We start from the raw sequence: 15,615 nt of genomic DNA, 5'->3' as shown, positions 1-15,615 counted from the left end.
TCAAGAATGAAGTTTCTCTTTATTATGCTTTGATAGGACATGACGAGTGATTAAAGAGTCAAGTTCTTGGCTTACTGAAATGACTTCGGGTGAGGTCCAAGAATGCTTTGACGCGATTTTATACAGTTCATCACGTTTTTGTTCAATGGCCTGGTGTAGTGTATCTGCTGCGGTGACTGCCACGTTCGTTCCCCCATCATGTAAATTAGAATTTTGTGAACTGGAATATCCAAATCTTAGCACCTCCGTTTACAGATGACAAGTTTCATTTCCATTTCAAAAATTACAAAATGATGTTGCGGTTTGAAAGAAAAGATTCGAGCAATTTAAATAGGTTTTCGCTATAATGGTCGTGAAAGGTGGAAATCGTCATGGAAGTCACATTATGGCTCGCATTTGGGGCGGGCGTCTTATCGTTCTTGTCACCATGTACGCTCCCGTTGTATCCGGTCTTTCTCTCGTATATTACTGGGGTTTCCGTATCTGAGTTAAAAAATGAAGGATTAAAACAGCGTACAGCTTGGTTCCACACATTTTCGTTCTTATTCGGTTTTTCGATTGTCTTTCTCGTACTAGGATTGTCGACTTCATTGATTGCAGACGTCTTCATCCAATATAAGGACAGTCTACGCATGTTCGGCGCCATTTTGATTTTCGTGTTCGGCGTCTTTTTGGCGGGCTTATGGCAACCGCAATTTATGATGCGTGAAAAGAAAATGGATATCGGCGAACGAAAGAGCGGTTATTTTGGAACCGTTTTAATTGGTATTGGATTTGCGGCAGGCTGGACACCGTGCACAGGTCCAATTTTAGCTGGTGTGATCGCACTAGCCGCCACGAACCCGAGTCAAGGACTCGGCTATATGTTGGCGTATGTCATCGGGTTTGCAATTCCATTTTTGGTAATGGTCGCATTCGTTGGCAAGATCAAGTACTTAGCACGCAACAGTGCAAAAGTAGCAAAAGTCGGAGGCTATTTGATGATGGCGTTCGGCGTACTATTATATTTTGACGGAATGAATCGGTTCGCTGCATGGATGAGCGAACTTGTCGGATTCACCGGATTTTAAGGGGTTGACCGAGATGTCAATGTTATGGGGGTCGACTCTCGTCGCGTTGTTAATGGGTATCGTAGCGAGCTTTGTTCGTGTAAAAGCATCGGCAAAGCCGACGAATGCGAAGAAAATTTTAATTCCACCACTTGCGATGACGACCGGGATGATTCAGTTTTTGATTCCCGCGTTTCGCTTATCATGGGTCGAAGTGGCTGAGGCCCTTGCGGTCGGACTCATCTTCAGTCTGTTTTTGATTAAGACATCCAATTTTGAAAAACGGGACGGCGAAGTGTATCTCTCACGATCGAAAGCATTTTTTGTGGTCGTGTTCGCACTCCTTGCCATCCGTACAGCAATGAAGGTTTGGGTCGGTCATGAGGTCGATCTATTCTCTACAGGCGGATTGTTCTATTTGATTGCTTGGGGGATGATTGTCCCGTGGCGAATCGCCATGTATCAAAAATATAAACGAATCGCAATCACGTAAAAATGGAGTGGCGTTGAGCCACTCCATTTTTATTTAATCTGCTTTCGTAGCGGCGACTTCTGTCTCCGCGTCGATTCCGGTGTTCGCCGTGACGAGTACGCGTTCATAGTTGCCAGCAACTTCATCTGATTTCGTGACCAGTGTACCAATCACGGCAGCGATGAAACCAAGGGGGATTGATACAATCCCGGGATTGGATAGCGGGAAAAGGGCTTCACCGAGAAAAATGGCCGAACCGTCCGGAGCCCACAGGTTCGGACTGAGTGCGACTAGAATCAGTGAGGAGAACAAGCCGACGACCATTCCCCAAATGGCGCCACCTGTATTGAAGCGTCTCCAGAAAATCGTAAAGAGGATAACAGGTAAGTTCGCACTCGCCGCAACGGCGAAAGCGAGCGAGACAAGAAATGAAACGTTCATCGACTGGGCGAAAAAGGCTAGTCCCATTGAGACGAGGGCGACCGCAACTGAAGCGATTCGCGCGGCTTTCACTTGTTCAGTTTCTGTCGCTTCCCCTTTACGAATGATATGTCCGTAGAAGTCATGGGCGAAGGCGGAAGCAGCTGACAGTACGAGTCCAGCGACAACGGCAAGAATTGTCGCGAACGCGATTGCGGCAACGAAAGCGAACAAGAGGTCACCACCGAGCACTTGCGCGAGAAGAGGGGCCGCCATGTTGCCGGCAGGGTTTGCGGCGAGAATAGCATCACGTCCGACGAATGCTGCGGCACCGAAACCTAGGAAAATGGTCAAGATATAAAATGCACCGATGATCCATGTCGCATAGACGACGGATTGCCGAGCAGTCGGTGCATCTTTGACGGTGAAGAAGCGAATCAGAATATGAGGGAGCCCTGCCGTACCGAGCACGAGCGCCATGTTTAATGAAATGGTATCGAGCGGTAGCTTGAACTTGTTCCCAGGGTTCAAGAAGTCACTTCCGAGTGGGGTCGCTTTGCTGACTTCATTAAACATCGTCGTGACGGAGAAATCAAAACGAGCGAACACGAGAAATGAAATAATTGCCGTCCCAATCATCAGAAGTACGGCTTTTGTGATTTGTACCCAAGAAGTGGCCGTCATGCCACCGAAAACGACGTAGACTGTCATTAAGATTCCGACGACGACGACACTTGTCGTATAAGGGATTCCGAGTAACAGTTCAATCAAAGCACCCGCTCCGACGAGTTGCGCAATCATGTAAAAAATGGAGATGACAATCGCATTCATCGCTGCGACACCACGTACACGAGGCTTGTTAAAACGTGCCGCAATCATGTCTGCCATCGTATATTTCCCAAGATTTCGCAATGGTTCGGCGACGAGATAGAGGACAACGAGATAGGCAACGAGGAAACCGATTGAATAGAAAAACCCATCGAATCCCGCAAGCGCAATCATACCTGCAATTCCGAGAAACGATGCGGCAGACATATAGTCGCCTGCAATGGCAAGACCGTTTTGAAATCCGGTCAATCCACCATCTGCCGTATAAAAGTCGCTGGCAGTTTTTGTTTTTCTTGCTGCAAAGTATGTAATCACTAGCGTGAGTCCGACAATGGCGATAAAGAGGGCGATCGCGGTCCAATTCATGATCTCACCTCGTCTTTCAATTGTTCGACGAGTGCGTCAAAGCGACGGGCACGTCGACTATAAAGTACACAAAGTGTCCAGGTCATAATGAACTGGGAAAAGGCGAACGCCCAAGCCCAAGTGATGTCCCCGATGAGTGGTGTATTCAAGATCGTCGTATAGCTCGTCAGAATCGGGAGTGTGAAATAAAAGATGAGTGAGAAGATGATAGCTGGAACGATGAAGCGATTTTTTTCCCGCATTAACCGATGAAATGTCTCATGTTCGGTAATCATGTGGGCAGATTGATGGCTTGTCGTTTGTGAAACTTGTGTCACATCATGCATAATAGACCCTCCTTGACTGCAAGATAAATCCATTATGCGTTGTGAAAAACAATTCAGTCATTCCTTTTTTTCGTGTCGAAATGAAAGACGTTATATTAATATTGGTCATACCAATTCACTGTAAGCGTTTTCAATATTGTCTAATTCGTGAACGTTATTTCGATGTAATATAAAGCTCGAGAAAAGGTACTTTTGACCCATTAGGCGAATCGCACAATTCGACAAATAAAAAAACTCTATCTGAATGAGATAGAGTCTACTGCTGAAAATAGTGTTCGTATGGCGTCCAATCAATCTGTTCTTCGGTTAGCGCTTTCTTTAAGAACTTGTGATCGCGCTTCGGTGTTGCAGCGATGTAACCCTTTACCACAAGTTCGGTCGTCATTTTTTTTGCACGCGATTCAAGCGCGAATTGACCGATTTTACCTGCGATTTTTCGGATCGCGACGTCGCGGAACAACTCGGGTACCGGTGTGACGAGACGATCTAATAGCGTCCGCGTCTCCGGAGTCCAGAGATGACGCGTTCTTTCTATATAATCATCTTCGATGTCAAGTAGGGAACGTCCATCTTCTTTTGGCATTCGTTTTAAAAACTTACGAAACATGAAGTACCCGCCAATCGTCATGAGTCCAATCATGACGAATCCCCAGAATACAATGAAATACATCATCAAGTTTTCTGGCATCGTCTTTCCCCCGTTCTATACATTCACTTGCTTTCATCGTTAGTATACAAAAAAGAATCCATTTGCAAAAGGCGTACGTCCCATTAGGATAGACGAACCGAATTGATTTCGTTAGAATAGATAGCGTTGCTACGAGAATAAGCATGAACTGAGACGAGAAAGGAAAGGTCTATCCTATATGAGCCAATTGAAACAGGAAGTCGAGAGACGTCGGATATTCGGCATTATCTCTCACCCGGATGCGGGGAAAACAACATTAACAGAAAAATTACTTTTGCACGGTGGTGCGATTCGCGAGGCAGGTACGGTCAAGGCGCGCAAAAACTCAAAACACGCAAAATCTGACTGGATGGAAATCGAGAAACAACGTGGGATCTCGGTCACATCGTCTGTCATGCAATTCATCTATCAAGACAAGGTTGTATCGATCATGGATACACCAGGACACAACGACTTCGGTGAAGACACGTATCGCGTGTTGACATCAGTCGATAGCGCGGTCATGGTCATTGATGCTGCGAAAGGGATTGAAACACAGACGAAAAAACTATTCCAAGTTTGTCGGATGCGTGGGATTCCAATCTTCACATTTATGAACAAGTTGGATCGTCAGGCAAAAGATCCGCTTGAATTGATGGAAGAGCTCGAAGAAGTGTTAGGCATGCCTTCTGTCGCGATTACATGGCCAATCGGAAGTGGAATGCAGTTTGAAGGTGTCTACGACCGAATGAAAAATGAGGTCCACTTGTTCCGTGGGGAGAAGTCGACACTTCAACTGGGTGAGGACGGAGTGAACGATCCGATTCTCGCCGATCATTTGTCGGAAGAGAACTTGACGAACCTCCGCGATGAGATCGACCTTCTCGATGGAGCGGGGAACGAGATTGATGTCGAGGCGATCCAGAGTGGTAAATTGACGCCGGTATTTTTCGGAACAGCGCTCGTCGACTTTGGCGTGACTGCGTTCTTGAATCACTATTTAGAGATGTCTCCGGCTCCTGAGGCACGTAAGTCGAACGTCGGTCCAATCAATCCGACATCAGAAGACTTCAGTGGATTCGTCTTCAAGATTCAGGCGAACATGAATCCGGCACACCGCGATCGCATCGCCTTTGTACGCATCTGTTCAGGTGTGTTTGAGCGTGGGATGGATGTGACGCTCACTCGTACTGGGAAAAAGATAAAATTGAGCCAATCGACACAATTGATGGCGAACGATCGAGAAACAGTCGACCAAGCGTTTGCTGGTGATGTCATCGGGATCTATGATTCTGGGACGTATCAAATTGGAGATACCATCACCACATCGAAGCAGAAGATTGCGTTTGAGGCGCTGCCAACTTTCCCACCGGAATTGTTCATGCGCGTTTCGCCGGTCAACTCGCTCAAGTCGAAACACTTCCACAAAGGGGTAGAACAGCTTGCGCAAGAAGGGGCGATTCAAGTGTATCGCAACGAATATAACGAGATTTATCTCGGCGCGGTCGGACAACTTCAATTCGAGGTATTCGAATATCGTTTAAACAATGAATATGGCGTCGATATTCGAATGGAACCAGTCTCATATAGCGTTGCTCGTTGGGTCAAAGATAAAGAGTTGAAGGCATTGAAACCGTTCCAAGATTCACGGAACATGCTCGTTACAGACCGTTGGGAACGTCCGGTCTTCCTGTTCGCGAACGAGTTCACATATGAACGGTTCGCTGAGCGTCACGCAGATGACTTGACGCTTGTTGAGGCACTTGACGTCAACGAAGAGATCGGTACGGAAGAATAAGTTGTAAACACCTCGTTTCTGAGGTGTTTTTTTGTTGTGAAGTAAGTCATTTTAGTTTTGATAAGTTTTACTTATGACTAATTTGTGACGGAATGTATTTTACGTCACGCTATACTTGTATTATGATAAATATGTGAAAAGTAAGCGATTACGCATTGTCGTGTGGTCGGCGCTTTCAAAAAGGGGGAAATTGCAATGGAACAGACGAATGTTTTAGACGCCTTCGCATCTCGGACAAAGTTCGAAGCGAACGGGCAATCGTATGATTTTTATCGTTTGAAAAAATTGGAAGAAGAAGGGTTGACGGACATCAGCCGTCTTCCGTATTCGATTCGCGTTCTTCTTGAATCGGTTCTCCGTCAACAAGACGGGCGTGCCATCACGAAAGAACATGTCGAGAACTTGGCAAAATGGGGCACTGCCGACGTCTCGAAAGACATTGACGTACCGTTCAAACCGGCACGTGTCGTACTTCAAGACTTCACGGGTGTACCGACGGTCGTAGACCTTGCTTCACTTCGTAAAGCGATGGCAGACCTCGGTGGAGACCCAAACAAAATCAACCCAGAAATCCCTGTCGATCTCGTCGTCGACCACTCAGTTCAAGTAGATGCATATGGTTTCGCTGGCGCATTGATGAAAAACATGGACATCGAATTTGAACGTAACGAAGAACGTTATAAGTTCTTACGTTGGGCTCAGACGGCATTTGACAACTATCGTGCCGTACCACCTGCAACGGGGATTGTTCACCAAGTAAACTTGGAGTACTTGGCATCTGTCGTCCTCGAGAAGAATGATGCAGAAGGTACAGTTGCTTATCCAGATTCACTCGTCGGAACGGATTCGCACACAACGATGATCAACGGACTCGGTGTTCTTGGCTGGGGTGTTGGAGGAATCGAGGCGGAAGCAAGCATGCTCGGTCAACCATCATACTTCCCAGTGCCAGACGTCGTCGGTGTCAAAATCATCGGTGAAGTAAACCCTGGTGTGACAGCGACAGATGTGGCGCTCGTCGTGACAGAGATGCTCCGTCATGAAAAAGTTGTCGGGAAATTCGTTGAATTCTTCGGACCGTCGCTCCACACGATGCCACTTTCAGACCGTGCGACGATTGCAAACATGGCGCCTGAATATGGTGCGACATGTGGATTCTTCCCGGTCGATACGGAAACATTGAACTACATGCGTACGACTGGTCGCTCTGAAGAGTTGATTTCACTCGTCGAAGAATACTCTAAAGCGAATGATCTCTTCTATACACCAGATCAAGCTGATCCAACGTTCACAAAAGTGTTGACACTCGACTTGTCGAAAGTCCAGCCTTCACTTGCGGGTCCGAAACGTCCACAAGACCGAATCAACCTCTCAGACGTTCAAACATCGTTCATCGATAGCTTGAGTGCTCCTGCAGGAAACAGTGGCTTCGGACTTGACCGTTCTGAACTCGACAAAACGGCGACAGTCAAGTACGAGGACGGCGCAGTCGACATGAGTACGGGAGATGTTGCGATTGCAGCCATCACAAGCTGTACGAACACGTCGAACCCATACGTCATGGTCGGTGCTGGACTCGTTGCGAAGAAAGCCGTTGAACGTGGCTTAACCGTTCCGAAATACGTGAAGACATCACTCGCACCAGGTTCGAAAGTCGTAACGGACTACTTGGATAAGGCTGGTTTGACTTCTTACTTGGACGAACTTGGCTTCAACACGGTCGGATACGGCTGTACGACATGTATCGGAAACTCTGGTCCGCTTGACCGTGAAGTCGAAGATACGATCACAGAAAACGACTTGCTCGTGTCGTCTGTCCTCTCTGGTAACCGTAACTTTGAAGGACGCGTTCACCCGCTCGTGAAGGCAAACTTCTTGGCATCACCACCGCTCGTCGTCGCTTACGCTCTTGCCGGGTCAGTCAACTTCGACATCATGAATGATTCGTTCGGTACAGACAAAGATGGAAATGAAGTATACTTCAAAGACATCTGGCCATCAAACGATGAAATCAAAATGGTTGTCCAAGACGTCGTATCACCAGAAGCATTCCGTAAAGAGTACGAAACGGTCTTCACTGGTAACGAGCGTTGGAACGCACTCGATGTTCCGGAAGGAAACTTGTATGACTTCTCAGATGAGTCGACATACATCCAAAACCCACCGTTCTTCGAACAACTCGAACCAGAAGCGGGCGAGGTTCATGCATTGAATGGCTTACGTGTCATCGGAAAGTTTGCGGATTCGGTTACGACCGACCACATCTCGCCAGCTGGATCATTCTCGAAGACGACACCAGCCGGTCAATACCTCCTTTCTAAAGGGGTAGAGCCAATCGACTTCAACTCATATGGTTCTCGCCGTGGTAACCATGAAGTCATGATGCGTGGTACGTTCGCAAACATTCGTATCCGCAATCAAGTTGCTCCAGGAACTGAAGGTGGCTTTACGACGTACTGGCCAACTGGTGAAATCATGCCAATGTATGATGCGGCTATGAAGTACAAGGAACAGGGAACAGGTCTTGTTGTCCTTGCAGGAAATGATTACGGAATGGGATCATCTCGTGACTGGGCAGCGAAAGGGACGAATCTTCTTGGAATCCGTGCGGTCATCGCACAAAGTTTCGAGCGGATTCACCGTTCGAACCTTGTTATGATGGGTGTGCTCCCGCTTCAGTTCTTAGACGGTGAATCGGCTGAATCACTCGGATTGACTGGTGAAGAAACAATTGATATTCAAGTCGATGAGTCTGTACGTCCGCGCGATATCTTGAACGCAAAAGCGACACATGAAAACGGAACGGTGACAGAGTTCAAAGTCATCGCTCGTTTCGACTCTGAAGTTGAAATTGATTACTACCGTCACGGTGGAATCCTGCAAATGGTTCTCCGTAACAAATTGAAATAAGTGCTAGTCCATGACCTTCCTTTGAAAAAAGGAAGGTTTTTTTCATGAATATGCAATTTTAAGGTGAAAGTTTTAAAAGATTCGGGAACAGGAAGACAGGGAGGGGTGCGCTTATGGATAAGGAAGAGAAGCTCGGAAAGAGTTGGTGGAAACGATTGACGCAACAAAAAGAGGTGGAACCGGATCGAGAAATTGATATCACCCTTTCAGAATTGCGCCAGGCGATTCACGAATATGAACAGACACTGCCAAAAGGTGTGAATCGCACCGTCCTACTGGATGACTCGCAAGAAATCGACACCAAACGCTTGAAACATCACCTTTCGGGAATCCCGAAACAACGTTTCTTCATGTCAAAAGAGACGTTTCATATCGTACCGGAAGATGAACGCGACGTCATTTATGAAATGGATCAAGTGCAACGGGCACTCGATCTGTATATGGACCAGGAGAAGAAATTACCGTTACAAAAATTTCAGAACGCGCTTCAACTCGATTTGACCCGTTTACGAGAGGGGGGTTATTTAAAAACGTTGCCAAAAAGGCCATACTATGTGGTCGATGAAACATTGATTGTTTCACTGGAGCCCAAAGAAACAACTTGATGACATGACACCTATCTATTGGACGGTAAACAACACATTTATGTACACATAGGGTTGTGACTTGTTTCAAAAGTATGTTAGGGTGGAAAACGTATATGAAAATAGAAAATTAAATAGGAGTGATTTTATGGAACGAAAAAGCCGTGTGACGACCGTATTCGTCGTATCTGCAATCATAACTGGCTTATTTACGATTTGGGGACTTTTCCCCGAGAGTTTATTAGGTAATGCCAGTCTATTAAACGTGACGAGTACGTTACAAGGCTGGCTCTCAAACGGGATGGGTTGGTTCTATCTCTTGAGCGCCACCGGGTTTTTACTGGTTGCCATCTTTTTAATCTTTTCAAGATATGGTTCGATTCGACTTGGAAAGGATACAGATCGTCCAGAATTTAGTTATTTATCATGGTTTGCCATGTTATTCAGTGCAGGGATGGGAATTGGACTCATCTTCTGGGGAGCGGCTGAACCGTTGCTCCACTTCCACTCACCACCATTCGCTTCCCCCACACCTGAAGGAGATGCACGGACTGCTATGCGTTATGCATTTTTCCATTGGGGCTTCCATCCATGGGCGATTTACGCAATGATTGCGCTCGCCATCGCATATTCGACGTTTAGAAAAGGTCGTCCCGCGACGATTGGGGAGACGATCGGTTCGCTCGTCCATAACCGCTACGAACAACCCGTGAAGCAAACGGTCGATATCCTTGCGGTCATTGCGACGGCATTCGGGGTAGCGACTTCACTTGGTTTTGGTGCTCAACAAATTGCCGGTGGCCTTCATTACCTCATCCCTGGGGTACCGAACGCTTTCGTGACACAGTTGATCATCATTGCCGTCGTAACGGTGCTCTACATGATCAGTGCTTCGACAGGTCTTGACAAAGGAATTCGAATCTTAAGTAATACGAATATTTTCTTGGCAATTGTCCTACTTGTAGCGACGATGTTTGCGGGACCGACAGCTTTCATTTTCGACTTGTTCACACAAACGGTCGGAACTTATTTGCAGCAGCTCCCGAGCATGAGTTTCCGTACAGCCGCATTTGAACCCGTTGAACGTGAATGGGTAAACGGTTGGACCATCTTCTACTGGGCTTGGTGGATTTCTTGGTCACCATTCGTCGGAACGTTTATCGCACGTGTATCGAAAGGGCGTACGATTCGGGAATTTATCATCGGAATCTTACTTGTCCCGACATCATTCGGATTATTATGGTTCTCTGTCTTCGGCGGTTCGGCCATCTGGGCTGATTTGTTCGGAGGATATAGCTTAATTGATCAAGTAAACGAAATCGGTACTGAAGTCGGGCTGTTCGCACTGTTTGAGACGTTCGGTGGTTTTGGGACGCTACTCAGTGTAATCGCCATCTTCTTGATTTCGACATTCTTTATTACATCGGCCGACTCTGCGACATATGTCCTCGGTATGCTTACATCGAACGGGAAACTCGTCCCGCCGATGGGAATTAAAATGACTTGGGGAATCATCCAATCGTCAATCGCAGCCGTATTGTTGTATGCTGGTGGATTAGATGCTCTACAAGCTGTTGCGATTCTCGCAGCCTTCCCATTCATATTCGTGCTCATCTTTATGATGATTGCCTTATTCAAGGATCTTACCGACGAGCCGGATGAACGAGATAAATGGCTAGAGATGCAAAAGAAAGATGAAGATAAACTAGGTTAATTCGAAAGGGTCTCAGATGAGGCCCTTTTTCGGTCAAAAATATTTTGCTTGTCCTTCTCGCTAGTGTAGGATAGTAAGTGAAGAAACGAGGAGGATAGGCTATGAAACAACAGATAAAAAAACGGTTGAGCTGGGTGATATTGGCCGGCATCCTCATTGTCGGGGCATTACTCGCTTATAACTTCTATGTGCTCATGGATTTGAGCGGGGAAGAGGAAGAGCAAGTCGAACCATTCTACTCGAATGTCGTGATCGGATATCAAGAACGCAAACTTCCAAAAGAAGGCGAGGAGCTCGAAGAACGAGAGTATCTTGTCACGTATGATGAGGACGGACATTTTGTATCTGAAGTCGTGACGGGTCCAAATGTTGGCGCGAAAGCTGAATGGGATGGAGAGACCTACTTAGAGTTCAATCCGGACGGGGAAGAAGTTCTTCGACAGGAGACGAACTCCGGAGCAGTCGCACCTCATCCATTCTTGTCACGTGCAACGAACGAACAGATTCGTAAATGGCTCGATGACGGGACGCTCGGTTCAAGTGAAGGCGAAACCGATTTGGTCGGACGTACCGCGCAAGCGTATGTGAAATCAGAATCGGCTGAGACCGTTCCGGAAGAGTGGATTGAAAACTATCCATCGATTTTTAGTGAAGAAGAAAATAAAGAGACTGTCACATATTATGTCGATGCGCATGAACGAATCTTGCTCGCGGCAGAATCGCGGAATAACGGGAAGTTATTCCATTCGATTCGGATGACATCGTTTGAATCAAGATAATCCGATGGGGAGCAGACATGATGTCGGCTCCCTTGTCGTCTGAAAGGGAGAACAAGATGAAACAAATTCAAGTGGAACAAGTTCAAACGGACTTGACGAACTGGGAAGCTGGAGAAAAAGTAAACGAGGCAGCTTTGTTATCTTACGCACATTGGTCTCGTGCGACTCAGCACCAAGAAGAATTAATTCGTTCCTTGCGGCTGCTCGCAACACATCGGCTCAAACAAAAGGAAGCGATGGACCCGTTACTCAACCGCTGGGTAAAAGAGTTGGAGGCGATGAACGCACTTCCTCCAGAGCTTCGTCTGTTTCAACTGAATGAGCAGTTGCGTCGTTCGAAACAGGCGCTTCAAATCGACTGGCCAACCTTACGAGAGGCCGATTATGCCTCGATGAAGGTTCAAATCTTAACAGAGTACGAGTCAAAAACGTCAGCCTTGCTCGATCAACTTGACCAACTCCATGATGAGGTGGAGACTGCGAAGTCTGATTTACGTGATTCTGAATGGCGCGGACAATTGGAAAACCTGTTTGAAGCGATCATCGAAGCGATGCAAGAGGTCGCATCTCTTGAAGATGATACCGCCTCCTTGCTCGCATCGATGCAAGGGAACTATTTCAGTCGTGAAGCGTTTCATCGATTCGGGGAGCGCGTTGCCCTTGTGAAAGAACGACTACACACGATTTGTGAGCTACTACCAGATCGTCCGACCGAGGCACGTTCAAGTGCGATTGAATCACTTGAAGACATGATTGGGCTCGATGACATCAAAGCGCGTGTAAAAGCGTGGTATCGCTTCCTCCTTTTCCAAAAAGAACGAGAGAAGGCCGGTTTTTCTTCAAAACATCAACCATCCCTTCATCTCGTCTTTACAGGGAATCCAGGAACCGGGAAGACGACATTAGCAAGACTCATGGCCGAGATTTACTTTGAACTCGGCTTATTAGGACGCCCGGACCTTGTCGAGGCTGACCGTTCGAGCCTTGTCGGTGCCTATGTTGGGCAAACGGAAGAGCAGGTAATGAATAAGGTGAAAGAGGCAGAAGGTGGTGTCTTATTCATCGATGAAGCATACGCATTGAAGCGTCAGGATGCGAGTGGCAGTGATTACGGACAAGCGGCCATCGATACGCTCGTCGCCGCGATGACGAGTGGCGAATATGCTGGCAAGTTCGTCGTCATTCTAGCTGGCTATCCAGAAGAAATGCGTCATTTCCTCTTGGCGAACCCCGGTTTACGTTCACGATTCCCTGAGTCGAATCACTACGAGTTACCGAACTACCGTGACGAAGAATTGGTCGCCATCGGTGAGAAAGTGGCACAAGAAAACAATTACGTGCTGACGGAAGAGGCGAAACGATCACTTCTTGCTCGAATCGACAGAGAACGGGTCGACTCGACGTTCGGAAATGCCCGGACTGTCCATAACATTTTACTTGATGCGATGTTTAAGAAGGGTTCCCGCTTCGGTGCAGATGCTCCGCTAGACGAAATGGCGCTCTTGACTGAAGAAGACTTTGATCAGCCAGATGATGAATCGAGTCCGACATCGTTAGATGACCTTGTCGGCATGGAAGATGCAAAAGCACAACTGGCTGAAATTGAAGCGCTCATCAAGATACAGAAGAAACGAAAAGCGCTCGGTTTGAAGACGGCGCCGGTCCAGCTCCATGTGACACTTACCGGAAACAGCGGTACCGGTAAAACGACATTTGCCTATCTGTATGCACAGATGTTGAAACGGACAGGTTATTTGAAGCGAGGGCATGTCAATGTCGTCAGTCGTGCAGATTTAGTTAGTGGCTATGTGGGACAGACAGCTCAAAAAACGAAAGCGGCGATCCGTGACGCACTTGGCGGCGTCTTACTAATTGACGAGGCCTATAGTTTGAACGGCGGGGCGAACGACTATGGCCGGGAGGCAATCGATACACTAGTTGATGAAATGCCGAAACATGGCGAGAATCTTGTCGTCGTCCTTGCCGGTTACGAAGGTCCGATGCGCCGATTAATTGAATCCAACCCTGGTCTTAGTAGCCGAATGAAACGGACGATTCATTTTGCTGACTATACGCAAGAACAGTTAGTGGACATCGCGAAAAATTACGCAAGTCAGTTCGGATATGTGATGGAGGAAGATGCGCTTGAAGCATTAGCTACTCGCTTACATGACATCAAACATGCGAACGCGCGCACCGCTCTATCTGTTATCGATGAATCGATTGCTCGTCAGTCCTATCGTTTAGTGTCGACGGAGGATGAGAATGTGTCACTCCAGCAATTATTAGTAGTAGATATTAAGAGTAAGTTATAATATACTTGTCGTAGGAAAGAAGGATGATTCAATGCACACGGTTCAAATCCCAGTAAGGTATCAAGAGACGGACATGATGGGCATCGTCTATCATGCCAACTATTTAGTTTATTTAGAGATTGCGCGCACGGAATTGTTACGACAACTAGGTGTCGAGTATAAAGATATGGAAGAAGCGGGATTTGTCTCTCCTGTGACAAATGTATCCATGGACTATAAGCGTAGCGTGACGTATGGTGATACGGTTCATGTTCGTGTATGGGTCGATCAATATTCAAAAATCAGAACGATTTACGGCTATGAGTTGACGAATCAACATGGAGAACTTGTTGGCACAGCCACTACAACGCATGTCGTCGTCAAACGAGGCGACTTCAAACCGATTCGACTTGATCGAGAGTTCCCGAAATGGCATGAAATGTATTTGAACGTCATGAACCCTGTTTAAGAATCTTCTGTCTTCGTACCGTCAGTGTGGTATCATATCTTGACGGTACTTTTTGTTATCTAGAAAGGGGAAGATCGCATGCGTTATCCATCGATTTTGATGGTTTGCGGCGCCTTGACGTTCATGTTAGCCGGTTGTACGACAAACGAGCAAGTTGAACCGAAAGAACCAACAACACAGTCATCAACAATAGATGAACCAGAGACAGAACCAAATGAACCGACTTCGGATCGTGAAGATGAGACAGTCACCGAGTCACCTTCTGAGGAGGAGACGTCGGACGAGTCTGAACATCCGACCGAACCAGTAGAGGAAGAACCTGTGGCACCTAGTCAACCGATTGAAACGGATGGTGTGGCCAATTTGGAATTAGATGAATTGATTCTTGTAAACAAGAAAATTGCATTACCCGCCGACTATCAGCCGAGTGATTTGGTAGAGGCGAACATTGATTTTGTCGACTCGACAGTCGGTGAACGTCGAATGTTACGTAAAGAAGCTGCTCAGGCGATTGAAGGTCTAATGAAAGGTGCAAAAGTAGCAGGAATTGATTTGAAAGGGACGAGTGCGTTCCGTTCATACGCCTATCAAGTCAATCTCTTCAATGCTTATGTCGAACGAGATGGCAAAGAGCAAGCCATGAAATATTCCGCACCACCAGGTCATTCTGAACATCAAACAGGACTTGCGATTGACGTATCGAGCGCCTCGGTCAACTATCAACTGACTCAAAGTCTCGGTGAAACGGTTGAAGGAAAATGGCTGGCAGATCATGCTCACGAGTATGGATTTATCATCCGTTACCAAAAAGCCTTTGAGGAAGAAACCGGATATATGTACGAACCATGGCACTTACGCTATATCGGTATTGAGCATGCGAAACAGGTACATGCATTGAATCAGCCATATGATCGCTATATTGCGGAATTTGTGAAATAA

General features: G+C 46.8%; 14 protein-coding genes. 10 read left to right on the top strand and 4 right to left on the bottom strand.

Annotated features, from left to right (window positions below; genetic code table 11):
• Window positions 1-183 (bottom strand): aspartyl-phosphate phosphatase Spo0E family protein, encoded by a 183-nt coding sequence (locus F3H97_RS05490; protein ID WP_078147026.1) that lies wholly within the window; start codon window positions 181-183, stop codon window positions 1-3.
• 188 nt (window positions 184-371) lie between these two features.
• Between F3H97_RS05490 and F3H97_RS05485 the strand changes: the two genes are divergently transcribed.
• Entirely contained in the window at window positions 372-1,070 is a 699-nt protein-coding gene (locus tag F3H97_RS05485) for a cytochrome c biogenesis CcdA family protein (protein WP_012726450.1), read from the top strand.
• Window positions 1,071-1,089: 19 nt separating this feature from the next.
• Window positions 1,090-1,542 carry a CcdC family protein gene (locus F3H97_RS05480; protein WP_031423499.1) on the top strand — a complete coding sequence of 151 codons (453 nt, stop codon included), beginning with the start codon at window positions 1,090-1,092 and terminating at the stop codon, window positions 1,540-1,542.
• Window positions 1,543-1,575: 33 nt separating this feature from the next.
• Here the strand turns inward: F3H97_RS05480 and F3H97_RS05475 are convergent, their stop codons facing one another.
• From F3H97_RS05475 to F3H97_RS05465, 3 genes are all read right to left on the bottom strand, one after another.
• On the bottom strand, window positions 1,576-3,135 hold the full coding sequence (locus tag F3H97_RS05475; RefSeq protein WP_196430814.1) for a solute symporter family protein: 1,560 nt from the start codon (window positions 3,133-3,135) through the stop codon (window positions 1,576-1,578).
• Complete coding sequence (locus F3H97_RS05470; RefSeq protein WP_230872912.1) at window positions 3,132-3,410, bottom strand: DUF485 domain-containing protein; 279 nt, start codon at window positions 3,408-3,410, stop codon at window positions 3,132-3,134. The genes F3H97_RS05475 and F3H97_RS05470 overlap by 4 nt, the downstream gene beginning before the upstream one ends.
• A gap of 307 nt (window positions 3,411-3,717) precedes the next feature.
• On the bottom strand, window positions 3,718-4,149 hold the full coding sequence (locus F3H97_RS05465; RefSeq protein WP_031423504.1) for a DUF2621 domain-containing protein: 432 nt from the start codon (window positions 4,147-4,149) through the stop codon (window positions 3,718-3,720).
• 178 nt (window positions 4,150-4,327) lie between these two features.
• Between F3H97_RS05465 and F3H97_RS05460 the strand changes: the two genes are divergently transcribed.
• From F3H97_RS05460 to F3H97_RS05425, 8 genes are all read left to right on the top strand, one after another.
• The gene (locus F3H97_RS05460) at window positions 4,328-5,926 is read left to right on the top strand and encodes a peptide chain release factor 3 (protein ID WP_159562397.1); all 1,599 of its coding nucleotides are present in this window, start codon (window positions 4,328-4,330) and stop codon (window positions 5,924-5,926) included.
• A gap of 195 nt (window positions 5,927-6,121) precedes the next feature.
• A complete protein-coding gene (acnA, locus tag F3H97_RS05455) occupies window positions 6,122-8,836 on the top strand; it encodes an aconitate hydratase AcnA (RefSeq protein WP_196430813.1) in 2,715 nt (904 codons plus the stop codon).
• Between the two features lie 113 nt (window positions 8,837-8,949).
• Window positions 8,950-9,441, top strand: coding sequence for a DUF3939 domain-containing protein (locus tag F3H97_RS05450; RefSeq protein ID WP_159562396.1), 492 nt, complete (start codon window positions 8,950-8,952; stop codon window positions 9,439-9,441).
• A gap of 127 nt (window positions 9,442-9,568) precedes the next feature.
• On the top strand, window positions 9,569-11,134 hold the full coding sequence (locus F3H97_RS05445) for a BCCT family transporter (protein ID WP_159562395.1): 1,566 nt from the start codon (window positions 9,569-9,571) through the stop codon (window positions 11,132-11,134).
• Window positions 11,135-11,235: 101 nt separating this feature from the next.
• A complete protein-coding gene (locus tag F3H97_RS05440) occupies window positions 11,236-11,913 on the top strand; it encodes a hypothetical protein (protein ID WP_012726441.1) in 678 nt (225 codons plus the stop codon).
• Between the two features lie 56 nt (window positions 11,914-11,969).
• Window positions 11,970-14,228, top strand: coding sequence for an AAA family ATPase (locus F3H97_RS05435; RefSeq protein WP_196430812.1), 2,259 nt, complete (start codon window positions 11,970-11,972; stop codon window positions 14,226-14,228).
• Between the two features lie 31 nt (window positions 14,229-14,259).
• Window positions 14,260-14,676, top strand: a complete 417-nt coding sequence (locus tag F3H97_RS05430; RefSeq protein WP_012726439.1) for an acyl-CoA thioesterase — start codon at window positions 14,260-14,262, stop codon at window positions 14,674-14,676.
• 78 nt (window positions 14,677-14,754) lie between these two features.
• Entirely contained in the window at window positions 14,755-15,615 is an 861-nt protein-coding gene (locus F3H97_RS05425; protein WP_196430811.1) for a M15 family metallopeptidase, read from the top strand.

The organism is Exiguobacterium sp. SRB7LM (genome assembly GCF_015712685.1).
GTDB classification, from domain to species: Bacteria; Bacillota; Bacilli; order Exiguobacteriales; family Exiguobacteriaceae; genus Exiguobacterium; species Exiguobacterium profundum.
This window is presented reverse-complemented; position numbering and strand designations above follow the sequence as displayed.

What these genes read in the sequence shown, in the direction of transcription:
- F3H97_RS05485 (WP_012726450.1), top strand. Translation starts at nt 372, where the DNA reads ATGGAAGTCACATTATGGCTCGCATTTGGGGCGGGCGTCTTATCGTTC.
- F3H97_RS05480 (WP_031423499.1), top strand. Translation starts at nt 1,090, where the DNA reads ATGTTATGGGGGTCGACTCTCGTCGCGTTGTTAATGGGTATCGTAGCG.
- F3H97_RS05475 (WP_196430814.1), bottom strand. Translation starts at nt 3,135, where the DNA reads ATGAATTGGACCGCGATCGCCCTCTTTATCGCCATTGTCGGACTCACG.
- F3H97_RS05470 (WP_230872912.1), bottom strand. Translation starts at nt 3,410, where the DNA reads ATGATTACCGAACATGAGACATTTCATCGGTTAATGCGGGAAAAAAAT.
- F3H97_RS05465 (WP_031423504.1), bottom strand. Translation starts at nt 4,149, where the DNA reads ATGCCAGAAAACTTGATGATGTATTTCATTGTATTCTGGGGATTCGTC.
- F3H97_RS05460 (WP_159562397.1), top strand. Translation starts at nt 4,328, where the DNA reads ATGAGCCAATTGAAACAGGAAGTCGAGAGACGTCGGATATTCGGCATT.
- acnA (WP_196430813.1), top strand. Translation starts at nt 6,122, where the DNA reads ATGGAACAGACGAATGTTTTAGACGCCTTCGCATCTCGGACAAAGTTC.
- F3H97_RS05450 (WP_159562396.1), top strand. Translation starts at nt 8,950, where the DNA reads ATGGATAAGGAAGAGAAGCTCGGAAAGAGTTGGTGGAAACGATTGACG.
- F3H97_RS05445 (WP_159562395.1), top strand. Translation starts at nt 9,569, where the DNA reads ATGGAACGAAAAAGCCGTGTGACGACCGTATTCGTCGTATCTGCAATC.
- F3H97_RS05440 (WP_012726441.1), top strand. Translation starts at nt 11,236, where the DNA reads ATGAAACAACAGATAAAAAAACGGTTGAGCTGGGTGATATTGGCCGGC.
- F3H97_RS05435 (WP_196430812.1), top strand. Translation starts at nt 11,970, where the DNA reads ATGAAACAAATTCAAGTGGAACAAGTTCAAACGGACTTGACGAACTGG.
- F3H97_RS05430 (WP_012726439.1), top strand. Translation starts at nt 14,260, where the DNA reads ATGCACACGGTTCAAATCCCAGTAAGGTATCAAGAGACGGACATGATG.
- F3H97_RS05425 (WP_196430811.1), top strand. Translation starts at nt 14,755, where the DNA reads ATGCGTTATCCATCGATTTTGATGGTTTGCGGCGCCTTGACGTTCATG.